The 26,959-nt window shown below is 41.8% G+C and carries 20 protein-coding genes and 1 tRNA gene; 12 read left to right on the top strand and 9 right to left on the bottom strand.

All coding sequences use genetic code 11. The features are described from left to right. The first annotated feature begins 32 nt into the window (after positions 1-32). The gene (carB, locus tag MsAm2_RS05760; protein WP_338097310.1) at positions 33-3,254 is read left to right on the top strand and encodes a carbamoyl-phosphate synthase large subunit; all 3,222 of its coding nucleotides are present in this window, start codon (positions 33-35) and stop codon (positions 3,252-3,254) included. Between the two features lie 317 nt (positions 3,255-3,571). Here carB and MsAm2_RS05755 read toward each other — a convergent pair whose 3' ends face one another. Together MsAm2_RS05755 and MsAm2_RS05750 are read right to left on the bottom strand one after the other, a co-directional pair. Further along, positions 3,572-3,715 carry a hypothetical protein gene (locus MsAm2_RS05755; protein WP_338097309.1) on the bottom strand — a complete coding sequence of 48 codons (144 nt, stop codon included), beginning with the start codon at positions 3,713-3,715 and terminating at the stop codon, positions 3,572-3,574. Between the two features lie 30 nt (positions 3,716-3,745). After that, on the bottom strand, positions 3,746-3,880 hold the full coding sequence (locus MsAm2_RS05750) for a hypothetical protein (RefSeq protein WP_338097308.1): 135 nt from the start codon (positions 3,878-3,880) through the stop codon (positions 3,746-3,748). 274 nt (positions 3,881-4,154) lie between these two features. On the opposite strand from MsAm2_RS05750, the gene MsAm2_RS05745 reads away from it, so the two are divergent. The 4 genes from MsAm2_RS05745 to MsAm2_RS05730 all read left to right on the top strand — a co-directional run bounded on the left by MsAm2_RS05745 (position 4,155) and on the right by MsAm2_RS05730 (position 7,387). Continuing rightward, the gene (locus MsAm2_RS05745; RefSeq protein WP_338097307.1) at positions 4,155-5,342 is read left to right on the top strand and encodes an argininosuccinate synthase; all 1,188 of its coding nucleotides are present in this window, start codon (positions 4,155-4,157) and stop codon (positions 5,340-5,342) included. Positions 5,343-5,734: 392 nt separating this feature from the next. Continuing rightward, a complete protein-coding gene (locus tag MsAm2_RS05740) occupies positions 5,735-6,445 on the top strand; it encodes an FKBP-type peptidyl-prolyl cis-trans isomerase (RefSeq protein ID WP_338097306.1) in 711 nt (236 codons plus the stop codon). A 301-nt stretch (positions 6,446-6,746) separates the two neighbouring features. Next, positions 6,747-6,831, top strand: a tRNA-Ser gene (locus MsAm2_RS05735). Positions 6,832-6,910: 79 nt separating this feature from the next. Beyond that, positions 6,911-7,387, top strand: coding sequence for a peptidylprolyl isomerase (locus tag MsAm2_RS05730; protein ID WP_338097305.1), 477 nt, complete (start codon positions 6,911-6,913; stop codon positions 7,385-7,387). 295 nt (positions 7,388-7,682) lie between these two features. Here the strand turns inward: MsAm2_RS05730 and pheT are convergent, their stop codons facing one another. Next, positions 7,683-9,314, bottom strand: coding sequence for a phenylalanine--tRNA ligase subunit beta (gene pheT / locus MsAm2_RS05725; protein ID WP_338097304.1), 1,632 nt, complete (start codon positions 9,312-9,314; stop codon positions 7,683-7,685). Positions 9,315-9,484: 170 nt separating this feature from the next. Then, on the bottom strand, positions 9,485-9,763 hold the full coding sequence (locus MsAm2_RS05720; protein ID WP_338097303.1) for a hypothetical protein: 279 nt from the start codon (positions 9,761-9,763) through the stop codon (positions 9,485-9,487). A gap of 471 nt (positions 9,764-10,234) precedes the next feature. Here MsAm2_RS05720 and MsAm2_RS05715 point away from each other — a divergent pair, with 471 nt between their 5' ends. From MsAm2_RS05715 to MsAm2_RS05705, 3 genes are all read left to right on the top strand, one after another. Continuing rightward, the gene (locus MsAm2_RS05715) at positions 10,235-11,575 is read left to right on the top strand and encodes a cytochrome ubiquinol oxidase subunit I (protein WP_338097302.1); all 1,341 of its coding nucleotides are present in this window, start codon (positions 10,235-10,237) and stop codon (positions 11,573-11,575) included. Then, the gene (cydB, locus tag MsAm2_RS05710) at positions 11,568-12,587 is read left to right on the top strand and encodes a cytochrome d ubiquinol oxidase subunit II (protein WP_338097301.1); all 1,020 of its coding nucleotides are present in this window, start codon (positions 11,568-11,570) and stop codon (positions 12,585-12,587) included. Before MsAm2_RS05715 ends, cydB begins: the two co-directional genes overlap by 8 nt. Before the next feature lie 224 nt (positions 12,588-12,811). Beyond that, the gene (locus tag MsAm2_RS05705; RefSeq protein ID WP_338097300.1) at positions 12,812-12,988 is read left to right on the top strand and encodes a hypothetical protein; all 177 of its coding nucleotides are present in this window, start codon (positions 12,812-12,814) and stop codon (positions 12,986-12,988) included. Here MsAm2_RS05705 and MsAm2_RS05700 read toward each other — a convergent pair. Further along, positions 12,978-13,985: a transcription initiation factor IIB gene (locus tag MsAm2_RS05700; protein WP_338097299.1), complete on the bottom strand. Its 1,008-nt coding sequence runs from the start codon at positions 13,983-13,985 to the stop codon at positions 12,978-12,980. The genes MsAm2_RS05705 and MsAm2_RS05700 overlap by 11 nt on opposite strands. 167 nt (positions 13,986-14,152) lie before the next feature. Continuing rightward, positions 14,153-14,407: an H/ACA ribonucleoprotein complex subunit GAR1 gene (locus tag MsAm2_RS05695; RefSeq protein ID WP_338097298.1), complete on the bottom strand. Its 255-nt coding sequence runs from the start codon at positions 14,405-14,407 to the stop codon at positions 14,153-14,155. A gap of 862 nt (positions 14,408-15,269) precedes the next feature. On the opposite strand from MsAm2_RS05695, the gene ppdK reads away from it, so the two are divergent. The 3 genes from ppdK (at position 15,270) to MsAm2_RS05680 (ending at position 21,507) form a co-directional block, all read left to right on the top strand. Next, positions 15,270-17,921 carry a pyruvate, phosphate dikinase gene (ppdK, locus tag MsAm2_RS05690; protein WP_338097297.1) on the top strand — a complete coding sequence of 884 codons (2,652 nt, stop codon included), beginning with the start codon at positions 15,270-15,272 and terminating at the stop codon, positions 17,919-17,921. 269 nt (positions 17,922-18,190) lie between these two features. Next, positions 18,191-20,881 carry a calcium-translocating P-type ATPase, PMCA-type gene (locus MsAm2_RS05685; RefSeq protein WP_338097296.1) on the top strand — a complete coding sequence of 897 codons (2,691 nt, stop codon included), beginning with the start codon at positions 18,191-18,193 and terminating at the stop codon, positions 20,879-20,881. A 188-nt stretch (positions 20,882-21,069) separates the two neighbouring features. Further along, positions 21,070-21,507: a PPC domain-containing DNA-binding protein gene (locus MsAm2_RS05680; protein ID WP_338097295.1), complete on the top strand. Its 438-nt coding sequence runs from the start codon at positions 21,070-21,072 to the stop codon at positions 21,505-21,507. 550 nt (positions 21,508-22,057) lie between these two features. Here the strand turns inward: MsAm2_RS05680 and larC are convergent. From larC to MsAm2_RS05665, 3 genes are all read right to left on the bottom strand, one after another. Further along, positions 22,058-23,299, bottom strand: a complete 1,242-nt coding sequence (gene larC / locus MsAm2_RS05675) for a nickel pincer cofactor biosynthesis protein LarC (RefSeq protein ID WP_338097294.1) — start codon at positions 23,297-23,299, stop codon at positions 22,058-22,060. A gap of 68 nt (positions 23,300-23,367) precedes the next feature. Continuing rightward, positions 23,368-24,138 carry a nickel pincer cofactor biosynthesis protein LarB gene (gene larB / locus MsAm2_RS05670; RefSeq protein ID WP_338097293.1) on the bottom strand — a complete coding sequence of 257 codons (771 nt, stop codon included), beginning with the start codon at positions 24,136-24,138 and terminating at the stop codon, positions 23,368-23,370. A 40-nt stretch (positions 24,139-24,178) separates the two neighbouring features. Beyond that, entirely contained in the window at positions 24,179-24,334 is a 156-nt protein-coding gene (locus MsAm2_RS05665; RefSeq protein WP_338097292.1) for a hypothetical protein, read from the bottom strand. Between the two features lie 293 nt (positions 24,335-24,627). Between MsAm2_RS05665 and purL the strand changes: the two genes are divergently transcribed. Continuing rightward, on the top strand, positions 24,628-26,817 hold the full coding sequence (gene purL, locus MsAm2_RS05660; protein ID WP_338097291.1) for a phosphoribosylformylglycinamidine synthase subunit PurL: 2,190 nt from the start codon (positions 24,628-24,630) through the stop codon (positions 26,815-26,817). Positions 26,818-26,959: the final 142 nt, after the last annotated feature.

Genomic DNA, 26,959 nt, shown 5'->3' with positions numbered 1-26,959 from the left:
TTCCTATTCATGAATTGAATTGAGGATTAACTATGCCAAAAAGACAAGACGTTCACAAAATATTATTAATCGGATCGGGTCCGATTACAATTGGCCAAGCCGCAGAGTTTGACTTTTCAGGAACCCAAGCCTGTCGCGCTTTAAAAGAAGAGGGGCTCCAAGTTGTTCTGGTGAACTCCAATCCGGCCACCATCATGACTGATCCGGAAACGGCGGATGCCATCTATATTGAACCCATCAAATCCGAAATTATTGATAAAATCATTGAAAAAGAAAAACCGGACAGTATTATTGCCGGAATTGGTGGTCAGACCGGTCTGAACATGACCACCGAATTGTCCGAAAAAGGAATCCTCGACAAATATAATGTGAAAATCATCGGAACGCAAGTCAAATCCATTCAAATCGCGGAAGATCGCGAGCTTTTCAAAGAACTCATGCTCAGCATTGGTGAGCGTGTCCCCAGAAGCAAAGCGGTTTCCTCAATCGACGAAGTCGAAGACACCATCAAAGAATTTGGTCTTCCTCTTATTATTCGTCCGGCATACACCTTAGGCGGAGCCGGCGGTGGAATTGCCCATACCCGAGAAGAACTGTTTGAAATCGCGGAACGCGGCCTGAAGAAAAGCCGCATCCATCAGCTTCTCATTGAAGAAAGCGTTCTTGGTTGGGAAGAAATTGAATACGAAGTCATGCGGGACAAAAACGATACCTGTATTGTTATTTGTACCATGGAAAATATTGATCCGATGGGCATTCACACCGGCGAATCCATGGTGGTCGCGCCGATTTTAACCATGCCGGAAGACGACAAAAAAATGCTTCGGGCCGCAGCCATTCGCATCCTTCGGGCCTTAAACATTGAAGGCGGCTGCAACATCCAGTTTGCTTACAATCCGGAATCCAAAGATTACCGGATTATCGAAGTCAATCCCCGTGTCTCCCGGTCTTCGGCTTTGGCCTCCAAAGCGACCGGATTTCCGATTGCCCGCGTTACCGCAAAAATCGCAATCGGAAAAACATTGGATGAAATCATTAAGGGTGTTAAAGTCGGGTCTGACAATTATGAACCGGATGTCAGATACGTTGTTGCAAAAATGGCCCGCTGGCCGTTTGATAAATTTACAAACGCCGACCGCACATTGACAACGTCCATGAAAAGCACCGGTGAAGTGATGGCGATTGGCGGAAATGTTGAGGAAGCGCTTCAAAAGGCTCTCCGGGGATTAGATTTAGGAAAGAGCATTGATGAATATTCCTGGACCGATGAAGAAATTGTCCAATTGCTTAAAGTCGCAACCGATGAGCGTGTTTTTGCAATCATTCACGCGCTTCGAAAAGGATACACAGTCGAAGCGATTTCCAACATGACCAAAATCAATCCGTTTTTCATTGAAAAATTCAAGAATATTGTTCAAATGGAAGAAACGCTCTCGGCGTATTCTCAAAAACCCCTCCCGAAGGACCTGCTTTTGAATGCCAAAAAGATCGGGTTTACGGATGAAAGAATTGCGGAACTTTCCAAAAAATCACGCGTTGAAATTAACAACATGCGCATCCAGGAAAATATGTTCTCTTCGTATCGGATGGTGGATTCCTGCGCCAAAGAATTGGATGCTTTTACGCCTTATTATTACACGGAATATGATGTGAAAAATTTGTCTGTCTCTTCCGATAAAAAGAAAGTTTTGATTTTAGGGTCTGGTCCGATTCGCATTGGACAAGGCATTGAATTTGACTACTGTACGGTTCATGCGGTCAAAGCGCTTCGGGAAGAGGGTCTTGAAACACACATTATTAACAACAATCCGGAAACGGTTTCAACCGACTATGACACATCTGACAAACTTTTCTTTGAGCCGCTCACATTGGAAGATGTCATGAATGTCATTGAAAAAGAAAAGCCGTACGGGGTTTTGGTTCAGTTCGGCGGACAAACATCTGTAAATTTGGCAATTCCGCTGGAAGAGGAGTTAAAACGCCGGAACCTTCCAACAAAAATTCTTGGAACAACGCCTTCTGATATGGATATTGCAGAAGACCGCGAAAAGTTTAATATTTTGATGAAAAAATTGGATGTTTTGCAGCCGGAAGCCGGATATGCGATCTCTGAAAAGCAAGCGATTGAAGTGGCGGAAAAAATCGGGTATCCGGTCCTTGTCCGTCCATCTTATGTTCTTGGAGGGCGTGCGATGGAAATTGTTTCTGACCGGGAGGAACTGGAACGTTACATTAAGGAAGCTGTTCGGGTTTCGCATGACCATCCCATTTTAATTGATGACTTTTTGGAAGGGGCCCGTGAAATTGATGTGGACGCCGTCTGTGATTCGGAAACTGTTTTTATCGGCGCGATTATGGAACACGTCGAAGAAGCTGGTATTCACTCCGGCGATTCGGCTTGTGTGATTCCGCCTCAGACGCTTTCGGAGGACATTCTTGAAACTGTCCGCGACTACACTCGAAAAATTGCTCTGGCGTTAAAAGTCAAAGGCATGATTAACATTCAGATGGCGGAAAAAGACGGCCAGGTTTATGTGCTTGAAGCGAACCCGCGGTCCAGTCGGACGGTTCCGTTTGTTTCAAAAGCGGTTGGAATTCCGCTTGCGAAAATCGCCGCGAAGGTCATGGTTGGAAAATCTCTCAAAGAACAAGGTTATACTGCCAAAAAAGAACCTTCCATAAAGCATGTGGCGGTTAAAGAGGTTATTTTACCGTTTGATAAATTGACCGGAGCCGACCCTCTTTTGAGTCCGGAAATGAAGAGTACCGGTGAAGTGATGGGCATTGATTACAGTTTTGATTTGGCTTTCTACAAGGCGGAAATGGCGGCGGATAATGCGTTGCCACTGTCCGGAAATGTCTTTATGTCCGTGCGTGACAAGGACAAAGATGAAATGCTTTTGATCGCGAAAGAAATGACGGCGGCCGGTTTGAAAATGATCGGGACCCGGGGCACGGCGGCATTTATGGAAAAGAATGGTGTGTCCATGGACATCGTGTTAAAAGTGCACGAAGGAAATCCAAACGTCATTGACCGCATTCGAAAGAATGAGGTGGCTTTGGTCATCAACACGCCGACGCAGAAAACCAAATCCAAAAGAGACGGTTCCAGAATCCGGCGCTCGGCAGTGGATTACGGCATTCCATATATCACTACGCTTCAAAGCGCGAAAATTTCCGCAAAAGCCATCACGGCGGCAAAAGAAAAGGAAATGGTTTTTAATTCCATTCAGAAATACAACAAGGGACAGTAAGTCCCTTTTCTTTTTTCATTTCATTTCATTTCTTTTCTTTTCTTATTTTTTTATTTTTTTTGTTTTTGTGACGCCGCCGCATGCGTATGGTGACACAGTTTTAAAAACTGTAAAAATAACGATGTTGCAATTTAAAACAGTTTTTTCAAAAATATGGGTTGCTTTTTGTTTTGACAACAATATTTCAGCGGCATTTTTTTGCAAATTTTTGATCATTTTGACCATTTAATTTTTTGATAACAATTTCATTTTTTTCCAGTCCAAGCAAACCCTCCCGAAAATTCGAACGCGTATTCGCGTTCGAATTTCTCGGAATACTAAATATTGGAAATGTGTGTATAGTTTGAAGCAATTCTTAAATCGCAGACTGTTGAAGCAATACTCAAACCATAAACCGTCGCAGCATTGCTCAAACCACAAACAGTTGCAGCATTGCTCAAACCGTAAACAGTTTGCAGCATTGCTCAAACCACAAACCGTTACAGCATTGCTCAAACCGTAAACAGTTTGCAGCATTGCTCAAACCACAAACCGTTACAGCATTGCTCAAACCGTAAACAGTTTGCAGCATTGCTCAAACCACAAACCGTTACAGCATTGCTCAAACCGTAAACAGTTTGCAGCATTGCTCAAACCACAAACCGTTGCAGCATTGCTCAAACCACAAACCGTTGCAGCATTGCTCAATCTGTAAACAAAATATTATTCTTGTTTGTGTTGGGGGTGTTTTGTTTATCAAAAAAGAAGTGAAGACAAAGTTAATATAATGAATCGTTGAAATATTCCCCAAATTTTCAATTCAAATATGAAATTGAATTGTCTAATTTATGATTTAATATAATTTAACGAATTTCTAAATCTAAATTTAATTATAATTCTATTCGCAAAATGGGTGAAATTATGGCAAAAAAAGCGATCCTTTCGTATTCGGGTGGTCTTGACACATCGGTTTGTATTCCGATTTTAAAGGAAAAATATGGCTTTGACAACGTTGTGACGGTTTCTGTTGATGTCGGACAGCCTGAAGCGGAAGTCAAAATGGCGGAAGAAAAAGCCAAAAAAATCAGCGACAAACACTACACGATTGACGCAAAAGAAGAATTTGTTCAAAATTATATTTTTCCGCTCATTAAGGCCAATGGCGATTACGAAGGCTATGTGATGGGAACCTCCATCGCACGTCCATTGATTGCGAAAAAAGTGGCCGAAATCGCGGAAAAAGAAAACGTTGCCGCATTTGCGCACGGCTGCACCGGTAAAGGAAACGACCAACTTCGGTTTGAAACCATTTTCCGCGCAACCGGTCTTGAAGTCATTGCGCCGATGCGGGAAATGAATCTGACCCGAGAATGGGAAATCGAATACGCCAAAGACCACGGAATTCCGGTTACTGCGACCAAAGACAAACCGTGGAGCGTGGATGAAAATCTCTGGAGCCGCAGCATCGAGGGCGGCCGCCTGGAAGACCCGAACTTCATTCCGCCGGAAGAAATTTATGAGTGGACGGTTTCTCCGGAAAAAGCACCGGACACACCGACACTTCTTGAAATCGGATTTGAAAACGGAGTTCCGGTCTCTCTCAACGGCAAAAAAATGAAAGGCTTGGACTTAATCCGCGAACTCAATAAAATCGGCGGAAAAAACGGTGTCGGACGTTCCGACCTTGTGGAAGACCGTGTTTTGGGACTTAAAGCCCGTGAAAACTATGAGCATCCGGCCGCAACCATTTTAATTCAATCTCACAAAGATTTGGAACAATTGGTTTTAAGCCGTATGGAACTCAAATTCAAAGCCATGGTCGATGCGCAATGGTCGGAATTGGCTTACCAAGGATTGGTCAATGAGCCGCTTTATGAAGATTTGAATGCCTTTATCGACAAAACACAAGAACGTGTCACTGGAACCGTTCAAGTGAAGCTTTACAAGGGAAACATGATTGTGGTGGCTCGTAAATCTCCGTTCGCGCTTTATTCGGAAGATTTGGTGTCGTTTAACAGCCAGACCATCAACCAAAAAGATGCCGAAGGCTACTGTAAATATCACGGGTTCCAAGCCCGGATGTATCAGAGTTTAAAAAAGCAAAAGTAAATCCGGCATCCATGAAAAAATAAAATAACATAAAATAAAATAAAATAAAATAAAATAATTTTTTTATATTTTTGAATCGTGATTTTTCACGATTCTCTTTTTTTTCAGAATTTTTTTAAAAAACATTTTTTAAAAAGCATATTAAAAAATATTTTAAAAACCTTTAAAAACAAAAAAAATTCTAAATAAGTTTAATTATGACCCTTTAGAATTATGAATGATGGATCTTTATATTGAATATGAATCTTTTTCATCATTTAGGAAAAGATTATTAAAGGAATATTCTATTTATTGCTCACCGTTTCATTAACAGAAACACTTTTAATTTGTTTATTTATTGATTATCCGTAAATTTTATTGATATTATCCTATTTTTAACAGGTGAAAATTAAATGGCACTCAAGAAAGGAGATTTTATCCGGGTCAGCTATACCGGTAAATTTGAGGAAGGACGCGTTTTTGACACAACCGATGAAGCGGTTGCAAAATCCGAAGGTATTTTTACGCAGCAAGGCGTTTACGGCGGCGACATCGTTGTGGTCGGATGCGGCCACACTATTGCCGGGTTAGATGCCGAATTTGAAGGAAAAGAGATCGGGTGTGTTGGAAGTGTTGTTATCGGCCCGGAAAACGCATTTGGAATGCCCCGTGAAGATTTGATTCAATCCGTGTCCACTTCCAAATTCAAAGACGGACGCGCCAATATTGGCATGGTTGTCGAACAAGAAGGACGCCAAGGTGTTGTCACAAAAGTTGTCGGCCGCCGCGCAACCATTGACTTTAACAGCCCGCTTGCCGGAAAAACCGTCATTTACGACTATAAAATCGAAGCGGCTTTGTCCACCAACGAAGAAAAAATCCGGGGACTTTTGGCGCTTTACACTGGAATTAAAGAAATTGTCATTGAGTTTGACGGAACAATTGCCAAGATCTTTATCCCAAGAAGCATTACCTTTAACCAAAGATGGCTCATTGCCAAAGGAAAATTCGCACGCGAAATCCTCGACAACACCGACTTGACCGAAATCCGATTTGTTGAGCGTGTCACCAAAGACCAAGAAGAAATCGACGGAATCATGGAGCAGGCGCTCGAAGAAGAATAATTCCCTTACGGGAATACTCTTCTTTTTTTCTTATTTTATTTTTTCTTATTTTATTTTTTCTTATTTTATTTTTTCTTATTTTATTTTTTCTTATTTTTTTTCTGTTTGTTTTTATTTTTGGGCAGCGGCGCGCACGTTACTGCAATCATTTTTCAGTCGATTGTTCAAAAAAACGGGTTAGCTTTTTGAAAAAGTATCAAAAACCATGGTTAGTTTTTGCTTCTTTCTCATTTATTTTTGCAAAATTATTATATAGCAATAATTGGTTTATGGTGTGCAAGTTTTTCTAACTTTTCCATATGCGGAGATAGCCAAGCGGCCCACGGCGCCGGTCTTGAAAACCGGTGGTGCACAGCACCCCGGGAGTTCAAATCTCCCTCTCCGCGCTTTTTTATTCTATATATGTGATTTATGTTATGTGATTATGTGATGTTTATTTCATGAACATGAAAAGGAGAGAAATTTATGTCCAATACCGTTCTTTTAGAAACAAACCTGGGAAACATTAAAATCAAATTGTACGACAACATGCCGATTACGGCCGGAAACTTTAAAAAATTGGTCAATCAAGGCTTTTACAACGGCGTGATTTTCCACCGTATCATCCCGAACTTTATGATTCAGGGCGGCGACCCGACCGGAACCGGAATGGGCGGTCCCGGATATTCAATTCCGGATGAATTTGTCAAAGGATCTTCCAACAAACGCGGAACCATTTCCATGGCCAACGCCGGCCCGAATTCCGGCGGCAGCCAATTCTTTATCAATTTGGTGGACAACACCTACTTGGACTGGGACAAACCGCCGGCATCGTCCAAACATCCGGTTTTTGGAGAAATTGTCGAAGGCATGGATGTCATTGACAAAATCGGAAAAGTCAAAACCGGAAGAAATGATAAACCCATGGAAGATGTCAAAATCATCAAAGCCACCATGATTTAAGAGATTTTTTAAAAAAACATCCTTTCGGAAAAAGGTTCCTAATCCTTTTTCCGTTTTTTAAATCCTTTCTATTTTTTAATCTTTAATTAAGAAAAACAACCTTTGGTTTTGTTCAACTCTTTTAAAAATGGGTTGCCATAACGCATGCAATGGCGCCAAAATAGAATAACGTCAACAGATGCAGAAAAATAAATATATTAAAAAATGGAAAATGCAGCGTTTTTCAAAATTGAAGAATTATTGCTGCAAAACCGGATAACTCTCTGTTTTTTACGATTCGGTTTTTAGAATCGCTTTAGAAAAGTTCCGTTAAATCCGCTTCAAATCCGATTACGGCATGGCCCAGTTCAAAAGCCGTAATGACACCCGGATGAAGTTCTCCAAAGACGCCGACTTTTTTGCCGCCGACATAAACATCGGCCACGCGTCCTTTTAAGAATGCGGGATCTTCCGACTCCTTTAATTCATAATCAATTTTCATTTCCCGAAGGTAGGCATCCACAATTTCCGAAATTTCGGTAAAGTTGGCGGCATGATGGATGGAAGCGGCTGCGATTTTTTGCTTGTTCTTCCCGCCAACCACCGCTTCGCCCACTTCAAAAATGTTTTGCGGCAACTCCCGGTGCATGTTCAGCGACAAAATTTCCAAGAGTCCCGGAAGCAGAGTTGTTCGAACCATGGTTTGATCTTCGCTAATCGGATGAAGCACATAAGTGATATCATCCGTAATCGACCGCCTCATTTTTTCAAAATGGACTTTGGGACTGGTGAGTGTAAACGGCATCACTTGATTAAATTGAAGACCGACCATAGCGTCCGATGACAAAATACGGGCACGAGACATCGGGTGAGCTTTTCCCATTGTGTAATTTTTGGGAAGAGCAGATGGAATATTTGCATAGCCGTATCCGATCGCCACATCTTCAATCAGATCGTATTTATGCATAATGTCGGCGCGATAAGCTGCAACACTGATTTCAAAGGAAACCGGATTTTTGGATAAAATAGACGCGCTATGTCCCATTTTTTCAAGACAGGCAATGACTTCTTCCGGTTTTAAGGAGAATCCGAGGTGTTCCTCGATTTCTTCAAGCGTAATCCGGTGCGTTCGTGGTGTCATATTCGGATAATTTGTTTTTTCGCCGGTTGGCAGGATAACCGTTACGGCTTCGATTTTTCCGCCACGTTCCGCTAAAGCGGCAGCCACGATATTGAGGGCGACATACACCTCTTTTCCGGTTCCGGTGACATCAATGAATAAGTCTTTCGTGTTTTCGGTCACCGATGTCAGTGTTCCATTAATAATCGGCGGGAACGACAACACATTTTGCTTTATGTCTTTAATGATCGGGTATCGTTCCATATCACAAACAAGATGTGCGAATTTGATGCCTTTGGCATGGTTTTTTAAAATATTTGCCATCGTCATTTTTTCGGCGTGGTCCAACGGCACAAAAGCAAAATCCGGCGACTCGGTCGAATAGGTACATGGCGGGACAATTCCTTTCAAATCATGAACACCAATCGATACTTTTTTTCGGGCACGTCCGAGAGCCCAGTGCAAATCTTCCTGCAAATCCATGAGAGATTTGATCGACGAGGATGTGAAAGAAAGGCCGCGGATAACCGCACATCCGAGAACCGGACGCACTTTTAAGACGTCTTCACAAACGGTAATTGAAATTTGAGGAGGCGCCACATCATATTGGACAAGTCCCGGTTTTTTTCCCAAAAAAGCTTTCATCGAACGGGAAACACCTTCGACACTATACAAATCGGGACGGTTTGGGAAAAATTCAATATCCACAAAATCATCTTCGAGCCGCTCCACTTCCGCACCGATCATGGACACGTTATCAATAATGGTTTTGGAATCGATTTGAGAAAGCGTCTCCAAATCTTTTTTATCAACGGTAATTACAGGCATATTTAAACATCCGGTTTAAAAAATATATGAAATAATTAATAAAATAATTTTATGAAAAATAAATAATTATATGAAATATTACATGAAAAATATATGAAAAATACATGAAATTTTCAAATTTGAAAGTATAAACCCTTCTTTCATATATGAATTATTCCGTAATTCCATCTTTATGAGACACAGTTTTTCCAATTCTTTCCAATTCTTTCCAATTCTTTCCAATTCTTTCCAATTCTTTCCAATTCTTTCCAATTCTTTCCAATTCTTTCCAATTCTTTCCAATTCTTTCCAATTCTTTCCAATTCTTTCCAATTCTTTCCAATTCTTTCCAATTCTTTCCAATTCTTTCCAATTCTTTCCAATTCTTTCCAATTCTTTCCAATTCTTTCCAATTCTTTCCAATCTTTTTCAATTTTACTTTTTATTCCAAGTTTTTTACTTTTCGTCATTTAATTGATTTTTTCATTATTTTAAAAATGAATTATATTTTCAAACTTTTATTTCGCAGTCGATTACTATTTATATTTAATAAACGTTCCTATTAAGCATAGATTTCTTTTAAGATTCTTTCCAAAAATATGAATGAAAAGAGATGAAAAGGATTTTAAGATTTAGAAATCTTTTATATTCCTTTGTATTATATTTGGGATTATTATAATGGATTAATTTCCATCAAAATTCAGTTTTTTTCCAAAAAACCTCCTAATTTATTGGAAAAAATGAATCAAAACATCTCAAATTGTACAAATTAAACCAAAAAATAACAAATACAAAGTGAATAACCAAGCATACGAACAAATTAAACATGGTTTAAAATATTGTTTATTGATTTGGGGAAAAACGTTTACTTCATTATCATTTTCAGTCGTTATTGTAAAAAATACAACGTAAATTGAAAAATATGAACACAGGTGACATTTATGGATATCATTATGTTAAGCCGGCTTCAATTTGCCGCAACCGTGTTTTTCCATTTTATTTTCGTTCCGCTGACAATCGGTCTTGGGCTGATGCTGGCCGGCTATGAGGTGGCTTATTGGAAAACACTCAATGAAAAGTGGAAAAAATCCGCTCAGTTTTTTGGAAATCTTTTCAAAATCAATTTCATATTCGGAATCGTGACCGGATTTGCGATGACTTTCCAGTTTGGAACCAATTGGGGTCCCTACTCGGAATTTATGGGTGACGTTTTTGCGTCTCCGCTTGCGCTTGAAGCACTCATCGCTTTCTTCTTGGAAGCGACCTTCTTTGGAATTTGGATTTTTACAAGCCACAAAAAACCGGCGCTTAAAGCATTTTCCATGGTCATGGTTGCGATTGGAACGACGATTTCTTCGGTTTGGATTATTACCGCTAATGCATTTATGCAGCATCCGGTCGGCTATGAAATGGCAGCGGGCGGCAGCAAAATCTTAATGACGAATTTCTTAGACGTCATCACAAATCCCTATCTTTGGTACATGCTGATTCACACTCTTTTGGCCGCTTATCTTTTGTCATCCGTTTTCGTGATTGCTGTCAGCGGTTATCACTTGGTCAAGAACAAAAAATCCAATGCGGAAATTTTCCAAACCTCTCTTAAAATCGGTGTTTACGCGCTTGTGATTTCTTCCCTTCTTTTACCGGGACTTGGTCTTATTTATGGACATTATGTCAGCGAAGTTCAGCCGGTCAAAGCAGCTTCCATGGAAGCGGTTTGGGAAAGCGGTCCGGACAGACCGATGTATCTGATTCAAATTCCGTCCGAATCCCAAGAGAAAAATATCGTTCAACTGATCGGGATTCCCTACATGGGTAGTTTCCTATTGACGGGTGACCCGCATGGAAATGTGACGGGGCTTAAAGACATTCCGGCAGAAGACCGTCCGCCAGTGGATTTGACGTTCTTCAGTTTCAGGATCATGGTGATGCTGGGCATGCTCTTCATTTTGGAAGCGTTTGCCGGTCTTTATTTTGTTCGAAAGGACAAAACCATGCAATCCAAAAATGCAAAAAAGTATCTGAAATTGATGCTTTACAGCCTGCCACTTCCTTATTTAGCAATTATGCTCGGATGGGCTGTGGCGGAAGTCGGCCGCCAGCCTTGGATTGTGTATGGTTTGTTCCGCACGTCTGATGCCGTGTCTCCAATTCCCGCCATTCAAATCATTTTCTCAATGGGACTTTTGGTTCTGTTTTATTTGATTTTGTTTGTCTTGGATGTCTATCTGCTCCGCAAATCCATCATCGCAGGTCCCGAGGGGGTGGCTGAACATGCTTGACCACACGCTTTTAGTCAACGTTTGGTTTGTTCTTTGGTGTGTCATTTGGGCGATTTACTTGATGGTGGATTCCTTTTCGCTCGGTGCCGGACTTTTGGCGCCCTTTTTGCCCAAAACCGACAACCAATTATCTCAAATGGTCAAATCGGTCGGCCCGTTTTGGGGCGGAAACCAGGTTTGGCTGATTTTGGCAGCCGGCGGCACGTTTGCGGCGTTTCCGCTCATCTTTTCGAAGATGTTTACATTTTTGTATCTTCCGATGATGCTTCTCTTGATCGGGCTTGTTTTGCGCGGCATTTGTATTGAGTTTATTTATGCCGACGACAACAAGACCCTGCAAAAAGTTTTCAAATACGGCTGGTTTGCCGGAAGTTTAATCATTACGGCGGTTCTTGGGGTTGCGTTTACCAACTTCTTCCGCGGATTAATGATTGAAGCCAATTACGAATATGTCGGAACGCTTCTTGGGCTCTTTAACGTTTATGCACTTTTGGGAGCGCTTTTATTCGTTTTGTTCTTTGTGACGTCCGCGGCTTTTTGGCTGGCGCACAAAACGGCTGGAGAACTTTCAACAACCGCGTCCAAATGGGGAAAATATTTCTCCATCGGCGTTGCGGCCGTTGCGCTCATTTACATTCTCGGGCTTTTTAACACGGATGGATTTGCTGTGAACTACAACAGTTTCCAGGTATTGTATGCGGTTCCGCTCATCGCGGTGATCTTTGCGCTTGCGACGATTGCGCTTGCGCACTTGAAAGGACAAACGCATCCGATTTATCCGTTTTTCACAAATCTTGGAACGATCTTCTTTGGGGCGGCGACAGGCGTTGTAACGCTTTACCCGTGCATTTTAAAATCCGCCATTAATCCGGATTTTGGAATCAGCATCTTTGACGCAGCATCCGGCCAATTAACTCTGTCGCTCATGCTTTACGGTGCGCTTGTCTTTGTTCCGATTGTGATTGTTTACCAACTTTGGTCTTACACAAAGTTCAAAGACAAAATCAATTAAAAAGACAAAAACAGAAAACCCAATAAAACACGGTAAATTAACTCAAAAAAAGTTAGCAAAATTAATTTAAAAACATTTATGGTCAATAAAAACAGACCCCCAATCCTCCAAAACGAAGGGCAGGCATGAATGTGCCTGCCTTTTTTTATTTATTTTTTGCAAAAAGCAGATGCAGCAGTCCTAAAACTGTACAATTTAAAAAACAGACCGGCGGTTTTTGTAAAATGATTCAAAAAATGTGTTGCCATAACGCGCGCGGCGGCATCACAAAACAAATCGAAAAAGAAGTAATTGAAAAAGAAGTAATCGAAAAATATAAAAAAAGCAATTCTTCGGGCGAAGAATTGCCTTTACATTTTATGTTTGAAATACTTGAAATTGCGGTATTTTTTACAAAATAATTTCAATATCGAGTTCTTCCGCGAGTTCTTTGTAACGGTTTCGAATCGTCACTTCCGTAACGCCTGCCACATCCGCGACTTCCCGCTGTGTCCGGCGTTCGCCGCAAAGGATGGACGCGATATAGATGGCGGCCGCTGCCACACCGGTCGGACCTCGTCCGCTGGTGAGCTCTTTTTCAGATGCCTGCCTTAAAATTTCAACACTTTTGGCTTGCACTTCGCCTTTTAAATTAAGACCCGAACAGAATCTTGGAACATAATCAATCGGCGATGTCGGCATTAATTTAAGCGACAATTCCCGAGAAATAAACCGATAGGTGCGTCCGATTTCCTTTCGGCTGACTCTGGACACTTCTTCGACTTCATCCAAAGTTCTGGGAACGCTGCATTGGCGGCATGCGGCATAAAGAGCGGCGGCAGCCACCCCTTCAATACTTCTGCCGCGGATTAAATTTTTGTCCACCGCTTTTCTGTAAACGACTGACGCGGTTTCCCGGACGGTTCTTGGAAGACCGAGGGCAGATGCCATTCTATCGAGTTCCGAAAGCGCAAACGCCAAGTTTCGCTCCGTCGCATTGCTGACACGGATGCGTCTCTGCCATTTTCTCAAACGATAGAGTTGGGCGCGGTTTTTGGAAGAAATGGATTTTCCGTAAGAGTCCCGGTTTCTCCAGTCAATCATGGTGGAGAGACCTTTGTCATGAATCGTGTATGTCATCGGAGCGCCGACACGTGAGCGTTTCATGCGTTGGTCATGGTCAAAGGCACGCCATTCCGGTCCTTCGTCCACGAAGTCCGCGTCAACGACCAAACCGCAGTCGCCGCAAACCAATTCGGCACGTTCGTAATCATGAACCAGGTTTTGGCTGTTGCATTCCGGACAACAATAAATTTCCGTGTCCTTCGTAACCTCTTTTTCTTTTTTGGACCGGATCATCTCTTTAATCTTATCACGGTTGATTGTGTCCGAATACCGGACTCTTTCAATTTCTACCATTTCATCACCAAGTTGAATATTAATATTGAGTAAGCTGAAAAATTTATTTTAATGAATAATTGAATGAATACTGAAAATGAATAGCACTAAAATGAATATTAAATGAAATGAATAACAATGAATACTTCACATGAATTAATAACGACAAAATAATGAATTTTGAAAAATCATTTGATATAGACTTTTTCTTTCACCAAACCTTTGAGTTGGGATGCGTTGAGTTCCCGATATGCGCGAATCAGAAAATAAGGATGCTTTTCAGACCCGAATATGGTTACGACTTTTCCGACCGGGCGGACACTTTTGTCAATAACCGGCGCGTTCATCATTCCGTCGAGAGGTGTTTTTGAATCGGCGGAATCATATTTTACAACAAAACAAGATTGACCGTGTAAATGCGTAACAGTTCCGAGCCGTTTCATGAAATCCTCAAAATCTATTTATATTAAAATGCTGTGAGATTATCTGTAAAATAATATCCGTTTCATGGTTTTGATTTCGGAAATCTTTTAGATACGCTTTTTTGCATTTTTTATTTTGTCTCTTATTCTTTTTCTCTCAAAATAGATAAATAGACATATATCACTATATTTGGTATATAAATATATCGAAAAGATTAATAAACATTTTTTAAAAAACACACCCGATAAATCCTGAAAAAATCTCTTTGGATGGTGTTTTATTTTTAAAAAGAAAACCCCTGGATTTTATCCCAATAAATTTTTCAGGTAAATCTCTTTTTTTTCAGGTCAAATTCTTTTTTTTTTCAGAAAACCTTTTTATTTTTCTCTTTTTCGAAAATTCCAAATCACAGACAGTTTGAATAAATTTTGCGGCCGGTATGGGAATTTTTAATATATGAGAATCCCGTTTTCCCCATGGTTTTAAATTCATCTTCTTATTTTTCAAAATTTAATTTCAAATCTAATCTCAAATCTAATCTCAAATTATATTCCAATAGTCTCAAATCTAATTTCAAATTATATTCCAATAATCTCAAATCTAATTTCAAATCTAATCTCAAATTATATTCCAATAGTCTCAAATCTAATTTCAAATTATATTCTAAATCCAGTTTTTCAAAAAATTATGTTTTTTTCAAGTAAATTTATTTTCAATTTATATTTTCATTAATATTTTTCCGTTTCATCGTTATTTTTATTAATCAAAAATTTAAAATGACATTAATTTGTTCTAATCTTTTAATCTTTTAATCTTCTCTAAAACGTTGAAAAATAAAATTAATTAAAAGAAAAAACCAATCGGTCTAATCGGAGGATAATTTTGTCACAATATGTCTACTCATTTGGTGCCGGCCAAACGGAAGGAAAAAGCAGTATGAAAGACCTTCTTGGCGGCAAGGGCGCAAACCTTGCGGAAATGGCGAATCTCGGGATTCCGGTCCCGCCGGGATTCACAATCACAACCGAAGTCTGTACAATTTATCTTGAAAAAAATGAGTATCCGGATCTTATTCTGACGGAAATCCAAAAAGCGGTTTTAAATTTGGAAAAAGCCACCGGAAAAAAATTAGGTGACAAAAAGGATCCACTTCTTGTTTCCGTCCGCTCGGGTGCCCGCGTATCCATGCCCGGCATGATGGACACGGTTTTAAATCTGGGTCTTAATGATGAATCTGTTATCGGTCTTTCCGAAAAAACTAAAAATCCGCGCTTTGCGTATGACTGTTACCGCCGTTTTATTTCCATGTTCGGCGACGTTGTTTTAGGAATTGATTTTAATGAATTTGAACGGGTTTTGGAATCCCAAAAAGAAAAAACTCACGTTTCTTCCGACACCGATCTTTCGGTGGACAGCTTAAAAGTGATTGTGGAAGAATATAAAAAAATCATTTCCAAAAGAAAAGGATTTGATTTCCCGCAAGACCCGTCCAAACAACTTTTCATGGCAATTAATGCGGTTTTTGATTCCTGGAACAATCCCCGGGCCGAAATTTACCGCAAACTCAACAACATTCCCCGCAACTGGGGAACGGCGGTGAATGTTCAGTCCATGGTCTACGGAAACATGGGCGAAACATCCGGAACCGGTGTCGCGTTCACCCGAAATCCATCAACCGGCGAAAATCGCTTTTTTGGAGAATATCTCATCAATGCGCAAGGCGAAGACGTTGTTGCGGGAATCCGAACACCGTCTGAAATCAGCACGCTCGAAAAATGCATTCCGGTCGCCTACAAACAATTGGTTGATATCTGCCAAAAATTAGAACGGCACTTTAAGGACATGCAAGATATTGAATTTACAATTGAGGACGGCAAACTTTTCATGCTTCAGACTCGAAACGGTAAAAGAACCGCCCCGGCTGCCACAAAGATTGCGGTCGACATGGTCAATGAAGGGCTTATCGATAAAAAGACAGCTGTCATGCGGTTGGCACCGGCTCAAATTGACCAATTGCTTCACCCGATGATTGATCCCAAAGCGCCGCAAAAAGTGGTTGCTAAAGGACTTCCGGCCTCTCCCGGAGCTGCGGTCGGAAAAGTCGTTTTCACATCGGAAGACGCCGAATATTGGGTCGGCCAAGGGGAGCGTGTGATTTTGGTTCGGACGGAAACCTCTCCGGAAGACATTGGCGGCATGCATGTTTCTGAAGGCGTTTTAACAGTCCGCGGCGGCATGACCTCACATGCGGCCGTTGTCGGGCGTGGCATGGGCAAACCCTGCGTCGTCGGTTGCGGTGACCTTTTGATTTCTCCGGAAGCCAAAAATTTCAGAATTGGCAGCCTTGAAATTAAAGAGCTGGATTATATCACGATTGACGGAAGTACCGGCTGTGTCATCATGGGACAAATGCCGCTTATCGCACCGGAAATCAGTGAGGAAATCGAAGTTTTATTGAAATGGGCGGATGAATTCCGCGGGCTTGGCGTTCGTGCCAATGCTGATAATCCCGAAGATGCCAAAAAGGCGTTGGACCTTGGGGCAGAGGGAATCGGTCTTTGCCGGACTGAACACATGTTCTTTGAAGAAGCTCGGATTTTAGCGGTTCGCGCGATGATTATGTCGGAAACCAAAGAAGAGCGTGAAATTCATCTCAAAAAGATTCTTCCGATGCAAAAAGAAGATTTCAAGCAAATCTTTAAAGTGATGCGCGGAAAACCGGTCACAATCCGGTATTTAGACCCGCCGCTTCATGAGTTCCTCCCCAAAGTCTATGAACTCCAAGACAAGATTCGAGAACTTCAGGCGGAAAACGCGCCGCAAAAGGAAATCGACCAAGTGATGACGGTCATCAACCGCGTTATTAATTTGCATGAACTCAATCCGATGCTCGGTCACCGCGGCTGTCGCCTTGGAATTACTTATCCTGAAATTTACAATATGCAGACGCGTGCCATTATTGAAGCAGCGTGTGAATTGGCAAAAGAAGGAATTGTTGTCAAACCCGAATTGATGATTCCGCTGGTAGGGCACGTCCGGGAACTGGAATTGACTAAAAAAGACGTTCAAGAAGTTGCGGGTCAAGTGATGAAAGAATATCATGTTCAGATTGAATACAGTGTCGGAACGATGATTGAATTGCCGCGCGCCGTCATTACGGCGGACCAAATCGCAAAAGAAGCGGATTTCTTCTCCTTTGGAACCAATGACTTGACGCAGACCACATTCGGTTTTTCAAGAGATGACGTTGCCAAATTCATACCGCTTTATATTGAAGACAATATTTTAGCCAACGATCCGTTTGCCGTTCTTGACCGGGAAGGCGTGGGCGAATTGATGAAAATCGGTATCGCCAAGGGACGAAAGACAAAACCGGGTCTGAAAATGGGAATTTGCGGCGAACACGGTGGAGAGCCCAATTCCATCATTTTTGCCAATGAAATCGGACTCAACTATGTCAGCTGTTCTCCTTACCGGGTTCCGATTGCACGGCTGGTGGCGGCACAGGCAACGATTGCAAAAGAAAAACAATAAGGCTCTTATAAAACCGGCATTTGCCGGTTTTATTATTATGTCATTTTTCCATTGATTCATGTCAATTTATGTTTATTCTTATTGATTTTATTGGTTTTATTATCTTTCTGATTTTTCCATTCTCTTTTAGTTTTTGTCTTTACATTTAATAATTAATTTTACCATCTTTATAAATGATTAATTATTTTCCATAAATTTATATTTACCATCGTTTTATTGGATATGTCTTTTCATTTTCCAAAATCAAAAGATTACAGGTGTTATCCTATATGAATAAAAAAAAGACGGAACAAAAAACTATACTGGTGGACACTGCTCCTCCTTGGTATACTCTTCCGGAAGCGGAAATTTTATCTAAACTGAATACGAATGAAACAGGTCTTTCTCATGAAGAAGCTCAAAAACGGCTTTTGGAACTTGGTCCCAACTTATTGGATGATGGAAAAAAACGCTCTCTTCTCTCGATTTTTCTTTCTCAATTTGCTAATTTAATGATTTGGGTTCTCATCGCAGCGGCGATTATCACGGCTTTTCTGAGTTATACCGAACACGAACTTCCGATTGACAGTATTATTATTTCGATTGTGGTCATTCTAAATGCGGTTCTTGGAACTGTTCAGGAAGCAAAAGCGGAATCTTCCATCGAGGCGTTGAAAAAAATGGCGGCGCCCAATGCCCGCGTTTTACGGCGCGGGACAATTCAAATGATTCCGGCGGCGGATTTGGTTGCCGGAGATGTTGTTCTTTTGGAAGCCGGCGATTCGGTTCCGGCGGACCTTCGCCTTCTGACGTCGAGTTCTTTAAAAATAGAAGAAGCGGCATTGACCGGAGAATCTCAACCTGTTTCTAAAAAGATCATGGCGGTTGAAGCAGCCTCCTTAGGCGACCGAGTCAACATGGCTTTTATGGGAACAGCGGTTACATATGGCCGTGGAAGCGGGGTCGTCGTGGCGACCGGAATGCAAACGGAAATCGGCCATATTGCAAATCAATTGACGTCAACGGTGAAGGAAATCACCCCGCTTCAAAAGCAGCTCAATCAAATTTCAAAAGCGATTTCTGTTTTAGTTATTGTGATTGCCGCACTTGTTTTTGTAATCGGCTACTTGGGCGGAAGCGACATGATTGATATTTTCCTCACCGCTGTTTCATTGGCGGTTGCCGCAATTCCGGAAGGCTTGGTGGCCGTGGTGACCATTGTTTTAGCACTGGGCATGTCCCGAATGGCCAAACGCGGCGCGCTTGTCCGGCGTCTGCCCGCGGTGGAAACGCTTGGCTCCACACAAGTGATTTGTTCCGACAAAACCGGAACGCTCACACAAAATAAGATGACGGTTCAAAAGGTTTGGAATTTCGGCGACATCGAAGATGTCCGTTCTCCGGAAATCGTTCCGCTTTTGGATGCTTTGGGTCATTGCAACGATTCCCGTTTGGACGAAAATTCAAATCCGATCGGCGATCCGACTGAAAATGCTCTTTTAAATTTCTTGACTTTCCATCAGCTTTGGACGGTGGAACAAATTCGTGGCCGGAAACGCGCCGGAGAAATTCCGTTTGATTCCGATCGGAAACGCTCAACAGTTGCGGTTGCGGCCGACCAAATCTTTTCAAGCGGTACCGCAAAGCCGGATTCCAAACTTCGAATTTATGTCAAAGGCGCGCCGGAATCCATTGCCGGCCGGTCAAGTTTTGTTTTCAAGGACAGTCAAGTCATTCCGATGACGGATGAACTTAAGTCCGCCATTTTAAGCGCGAATGAGGAAATGGCCGATAAAGCGCTTCGGCTTTTGGCTTTTGCGTACAAAGACGAGGACTCTATCCATGCGGAAGACATGGAAAACACGGAAAACGGACTTGTTTTCTGTGGTCTTGTGGGAATGATTGACCCGCCACGTCCGGAAGTTAAAGACACCGTCAAGACTTGCCGCAAAGCGGGAATTATTCCGGTGATGATTACGGGCGACCATAAAACAACAGCCGTCGCGATTGCAACCGAATTGGGTCTTTTGGATGACGGACGGATTGCGATTACCGGTGCGGATTTGGAAGCCATGAGTGAGGCGGAATTGGACAACTCTGTTGAGAAAATCGGCGTTTATGCCCGTGTTTCGCCGGAGCATAAAGTTCGAATTGTAACGGCCTGGCAGAAAAAAGGCAAGATTGTCGCGATGACCGGCGATGGTGTTAACGATGCGCCCGCACTGAAAAAAGCGGACATCGGCGTCGGCATGGGAATTACCGGGACGGATGTTTCCAAAAGCGCGTCGGATATGGTTCTCATGGATGACAATTTTGCGACCATTGTGGTGGCGGTTGAGGAAGGGCGCAGTATTTTTGACAATATTCATAAGACTGTCCGTTTCCTTTTGTCGTCCAACATGGGGGAAGTGATCGCGATTCTTTCTGCAACGGTCATTGGTTTTACGCTTTTAAGCCCGATTCATATTTTATGGGTCAACTTGGTGACGGATACGTTTCCGGCATTGGCGCTTGGGGTTGAGCCGTCGGAAAAAGATATTATGGACCGGCAACCGCGTGATCACACCGTTCCGTTTTTCAACAAAAAGGAATGGGGACGGATTTTTACAGTCGGTTTGGTGGAAGCCGTTTTGACCCTGGGCGCTTATTATTTCGGCAGCCGTGTCTCTCCGGAAACCGGCATTACGATGGCGTTTTTGACGCTTTCTCTTGTCCAGCTGTTTGCCGCCGTTGGTTTCCAATCGGAGCGGCACAGCATCTTTTCCATCCAACCTAAGAAGCATCCGTATTTGTGGTTGGCATTTTTCGGGTCGGCCGCACTTCAATTGGTTGTTGTCTTAGTTCCGTTCCTCCGGGATATTTTCGGGCTGGTCGACTTGGACATGAAGCAATGGATGGAAGTTTTGATTTTGTGTATCCTCATGCTTTTGTTTGTGGAATTTCAGAAATGGATTGCACGGCTTCGGCATGAACACAACTGATAAGAAATAAAATCAACTGAAAAATCATTTTTCTATTCGAGGAATGATTTTTCATGTTCTCCTATTTTTGCGGTGCTGTCTCATGCATTGTTTTTATATTCTGATTTTTATTTTTTTATTGAATATTTTTTTAATTGGATGCTTTTCTTTAAATATTATCAATTGGATAGAATTTTTGGAGAATTCATATGGATTATCGGGTTGGAGAAATCGGCCGTGTTCTTGTCCTTCGGGTGGATCATGGGGAAGATATTTTGGAATCAATCAAGAAGGTTGCCGTATCTGAAAATGTCCGGATGGCAAACTTTGTTCTGTTGGGCGCGGTGGAATCCGGAAATTTGGTGGTCGGCCCGAAAGAAAATGTCCGCCCGCCGAATAAAATGTGGGTCGGATACGATGACGCGCACGAAATTGTCGGTGTCGGAAACCTCTTTTGGGAAAATGATGTTCCTGTCATTCATTTACATGCGGGTCTTGGAAAAGGCGCGAATGCATTCGTCGGTTGCGTTCGAAAAGAAAACATTGCTTTCATGGTCACGGAAATTTTTATGTATGAACTGACCGGATTTGATGGCGTTCGTTTGTGGTTTGAAGAAGAAGGCTATTCTAAAATACGGTTTTTATAACGAACATTAAAAACCAATCGATTGTTTTTTCAAATCTTTAAAAATCGGATGCTGTAAAGCGTGCATATGCCGCCCGGACAAAAATGAAAATGAAAATGAAAATAAAAAAGAAAATAAAAAAGAAAATAAAAATGAAAATAAAAAAGAAAATAAAAAATGAGAACGAACAAAACAAAAAAATTTTAAATTTTTATAAATTGGTTTGAATATTTTATAAAAATTCAGCATGACATCAATTTAATTTGTTTTTAAAATTTGAAGGTTCTTGTTTCTCAAATCCTTTTGACGATGTTGTTCATTTATGTTTTTTTAAAAAATTTGGTTTTAAAATCAAATATCTTATCGGTAATTTTTTTGAATAAGAATTCAGTTTTTAAATATTAAATTTAGAAAATGTTGTTGGGGGTCAACATTTTCTGAAAAGTATTGGAATTGGATGAATGATGTTTTACGGAGGTTTGATTTTTCAGACAAAAAAGAATCGTAAAGCAATTTTATTTTCTCTTAATTCCGGTCTCCTAATATTTTAAGGGATATATATACTTATCTCTTACCGGAAATCTCCTTTTTTTAAGCTTTCCACTTCCGTTTTTTGAATAATTTTTTGAAGCGGAATCTTTGTTTCTTTCGCGATTTTTCGGCAATCTTCATATTCGGCTGAAATATGTACAATTTCGCCTTCCGGCAACCGCGCAATCTTGACCGGAATTTGGTATTTTTTTCCGGCAAACTCCATTTCAACGTTTCTCATTTCCCGGGAAACAGACAGCCTGTGCCTGGATGGAATCACCCGAATCCCCAAAGATCCCGTTTCCATTATGATTTTTCGAGCCAATTTTTCCGAATCTTTTGGCTTTGCGATGACTCGAATCAAATGAGCCGGACGCCCCTTTTTCATGAAAATCGGCACAATCGAAACGTCCCGAGCCCCCATCTCCATCAAATCATCCGTAAGACAGCCGAGGATTTCACCGGTCACGTCATCCACATTTGTTTCCAAAATTTCGATTTGCTCTTTCGGAAACTCAAAACTGTGGGCAAAAGTGTCGGTTTCCTCTGTTTTTTCTTTTAAGTCCATGAGCGATAAACGCAAAACATTCGGCAAAGCCGTGTCAGCAGACCCGGCACCGTATCCGGTTAAAATTTCTGTTCCGGTCATGAGTTGGGCGGGTTTTGAGAAATGTGTCAAAAGAGCGGCGCCTGTCGGCGTTAAAAGTTCAATTTCTCCTTTGGAATAAAAAGGCAGTTGTCCGGCCCGAAGAATCTCAAGCGTCGCCGGCGCCGGAACCGGAAGCTCTCCATGCGCGCACTTGACAAAACCGCCACCGACATTGATATTTTTACAAAAAATCTGTTCGTAGGTGGTTTTTTTATTTTGAGCCAAATCATAAAAACCGGCGCAAGCCCCGACAACATCCGCAATCGCGTCATTTTGTCCAGTTTCATGAAAATGAAGATGATCCAACGGCTTTTTGTGAATTTTGGATTCGGCTGTCGCAATCCTTTCAAAAACGGATAATGCATCGGATTTAATTTTCGGATTTAAGGGTGCTTTTTGAATCCCTTCCACAATTTCAAAATATGTCCGCGCATTATTTTCGTGATCTTCTTCAATGATTGCTTTGGATGCGCCCATCCCTTGCTTAGATACGGGCCGGACAGAAAAAGAAACGTCGGCCACCGCGGAAATATTTTCCCGAATAAATTCGGGGGATGCGCCCAAATCCAAAAGTGCTCCCAAAATCATATCTCCGGAAGCCCCTGAAAACGGATCCAATACCAGAACTCTCATTTTATTTTCCCCTCCGACTTTTTGTCTCCCTTATTCATCTATGTCTGTTTTTGTTTCTTTCTTTTCATTCATTTCCGCCGGAGTTTTTCCATCCGGTTTGCGATGCGGGCGGCATAGGCCCCGGCCACAAACCCGGCATCGATATTCACGACACTGATAACAGAACACGATTGAAGCATAGACAAAAGAGCGGCTTGTCCTGATTTTCCGGCGCCATATCCGGTTGAAACCGGAAGGCCAATGACCGGCGCGTCGATGATTCCGGCAACAACGGTCGGCAGCGTTCCTTCCCGTCCCGCGGCAACAACCACCGCATCCGGTTTTGCATCTTTTAACTTGTCCGCTTCCAAAAATAAGCGTTGATAACCGGCCACGCCGACATCGTAAATCTCAATCGTTTGGCATCCCATCTCTTCCGCTGTCATTTTTGCTTCTTCCAAGACGGAAATGTCAGCCGTCCCGGCCGAAATAAAAGCGACAAGACCACCGTTTTCTTTTCTTTTTGTTTTTCCGTCATGCACAATGCAGACCGATGCACTTTTTCCGTTTTCGATAAATTCAAATTCAGACTGAAGGGCCTTTAATTTTTTCTTGGAGACCCGCGTCACCAAGACACGCCCGTTAGATTCCATTTGTGCCCGGACAATTTTGATTAAATCCTTGGTTTTCTTCCCCTCGGCCAAAACCGCTTCGGGAACTCCTGTTCTTTTGCACCGGTACGTGTCGATTTTAGCAATATCCGACACGGCCAAAAATCCCATGGAGCGGATGTTTTCTTCGGCCGCGGTCAAGTCTATTTCCCCCGCCCGATATTGTTTGAGAATTTTTTGAATATCCATAAGTTTTCTGCTTTTATCAATATGCTTAAATCTTTTATATCTATCTCAAACAATCCAAATTAAAATTAAAATCCAAATCCAAATCCAAATCCAAATTCAAATCAAAATCCAAATCCAAATCCAAATCCAAATCCAAATCCAAATCAAAATCCAAATCCAAATCCAAATCCAAAAACACAAGTTCATGATATTTCATTATATTTTTAAGGATTTTTTTCTTCAAAAAACTCTTTTCCTTCTCTTTTTATCAATATAATCCATGACAAATTTATCTTATTTTTTTGTCTATGACAAGACTTTTAAATTATCGCTCATTTCCATAAATGAGTTGTTTTTTAGATTTATCTAAAAATATGAAAATAATTGAAAAAATGAGTTGAAATGATTCAAAAGAATTAAATTTCAAGATGAGTTGAAATATTTCAAAATTCAGTTTTCATAAAAAAAGCAACGGTACTTGTTAAAAACCTATTGGAAAGGCTGATATCCATGTCCATGTTACCTGCAGAAGATCACAAACTGATCGTTGAAAAGTTAGGCCGCGAGCCCAACACTTTAGAGCAAGGCTTTTTTTTAAATCTTTGGAGCGAACACTGTTCCTACCGCTCAAGCGGCGTTCTTTTGAGAAATTTCAAAACCGATGGTGAAAATGTCATCATTGGTCCCGGGGACGATGCCGCGATTGTTAAATTCGACGATGAGTACGTTCTCTCGGTTGCTATGGAAAGCCACAACCATCCTTCTTATGTTGATCCTTACAGCGGTGCCGCAACCGGAGTCGGTGGAATTGTCCGCGATGTCATTTCCATGGGCATGCGATCCGTTGCCGTTTTGGCTCCGTTTTATATCGGTCCTTTGGATTCCGAGAAAAACCGCTGGCTTTTTGATAACATTTTACAAGGCTCAGCAGACTATTCCAAAACCATAAAAGTCGCAGCCGTTCGCGGTGAATCTTATTTTGACGAGCGTTACAACGGAAATCCTCTGGTAAATGTGGTGTGTGTCGGCGTCGGCAAAAAAGAAAACATCATGACTTCCATTCCCAAAGCCGCCGGAAATCGGTTGATTCTCTTTGGCTCAAAAACAGGCCGAGACGGGCTTGGAGGCGCATCGTTTGCATCCAACGCGATGGCGGAGGACGAAGACGTGCCGGAGAAATCAGCAATTCCTGCCGGAGATGCAGATTTGGAAAGACGCCTGATTGACGCGACAATTGAAATTATTGAAAAGAAATTGGTGGAATCTTGCCGTGATTTGGGTGCGGCCGGAATGGCTGGCGCGACTTCTGAACTTCCGGACAAAGGTGGCCTTGGCGCACTGATTTTGGCGGACGCCGTTCCGGTCAAATACGACAACATGACCGCTTATGAAATTATGCTTGCGGAAACTCAGGAAAGAATGCTTGCGGAAATCAAACCCGAGAATGTCCCAAAAGTCTTGGACATTATGAAAAAGCACGATGTTCCGGCGGCAGATATCGGTTATTTAACCAAAGAACCGGTTTACCGGGTTGAATACAAAGGAAAAATAGAAGTAGAGCTTCCGCTTCGGTTTTTGGTCCAGGGTGTTCCTAAATTTGAGTTGCCGTCCAAAGAGCCGGCAAAAAGACCGGCGGATTTGATTTCCAAAAAACCCAAGTCGCCGCAAACGCCGGATGAAATTAAAAAATCCGTTTTGACGTTGATTTCTTCTTACAACTTAGCTTCCCGCAAATGGGTTTGGGACAAATATAAAGAAACAACTCTTCCGAGTGTCGTCGGCGAAAGCGGCGGAGACGCCGGAATTATAAAAGTGACCGACAAAAAGGGAGTTGCAATGACTTGCGGCTGCGAGCCGGCTGTTTCTCTTTTGGATCCGTATATCGGTGCGACGATCACGGTCATTGAAAATGCCATGAATGTTGCGGTCAAAGGGGCACCAGGTCTTTGTTTATTAGACAATTTAAACTTCGGAAATCCCAAAAAACCGGAACAATACTGGGTTTTAAAACAATCCGTTTTGGGAATGGCAGATGCTGCCAAAAAGCTCAACATTCCGGTGGTCGGCGGAAACGTTTCTCTTTACAATGAAAGTGATGAATTCAACACCGCCATTCTTCCGACGCCGGCAATCGGTGTTTTGGGAATTGTTTCTTTTGAAAAACCGGTCCCCTCTTCCTTCTTTAAGGCGGCGGATGAAACCGTTATTATGGTGGGTACCACTAATCCGGAAATGGGCGGCAGTGAATATTACCGTGTTTCTAAAATGGAAATGGCCGGCGTTGTTCCGTCTGTTCCGGCGGATTACGAAAAAGTTGTCGCCAAAATCGCGGAAGTGTGCGCGTCCGGATTTGTAACAACAGCGCATGATATTTCAAAAGGCGGCATTGCGGCGGCATTGACTAAAATGGTTTCCAATGTTGGAGCTGATGTGGATTTGTCCAAAATGAACGGTCTTTCCGATGAAATCTTATTCTCAGAATCTCCGGCGCGGGCTATTCTTACGACTAAATCTCCGGAAAAAGTCATGGCACTTTTAAACGGAATTCCGGCAATTGAAATCGGAAAAACAAAGAAATCCGCCGACTTGAGCCTCAAACTCAATGCCGGAACAGTTGTTTTGACAAAAGCGGAAATTGATGAAGCATCTTCTACAATTGAAAAAGCCATGAAAAAAGGATATACGCAAAAATCTTACTGATTTTTGAAAAATTAAAATGAAAATGAATGAAATAAACTAAAAAGAAATGAGTCTTCTCATTTCTCTTTTTTCATCTCTTTTTCATTCATTTATTTTTTAATTTATTCTATTTTTTAATTTATTTTTGGCTTTGGCGGTGGCG

This window comes from Methanolapillus ohkumae (assembly GCF_032594355.1).
GTDB lineage: Archaea > Halobacteriota > Methanosarcinia > Methanosarcinales > Methanosarcinaceae > Methanolapillus > Methanolapillus ohkumae.
Note: the sequence above shows the minus strand (reverse complement) of the source record. Positions and strands in the feature narration are given on the sequence as shown.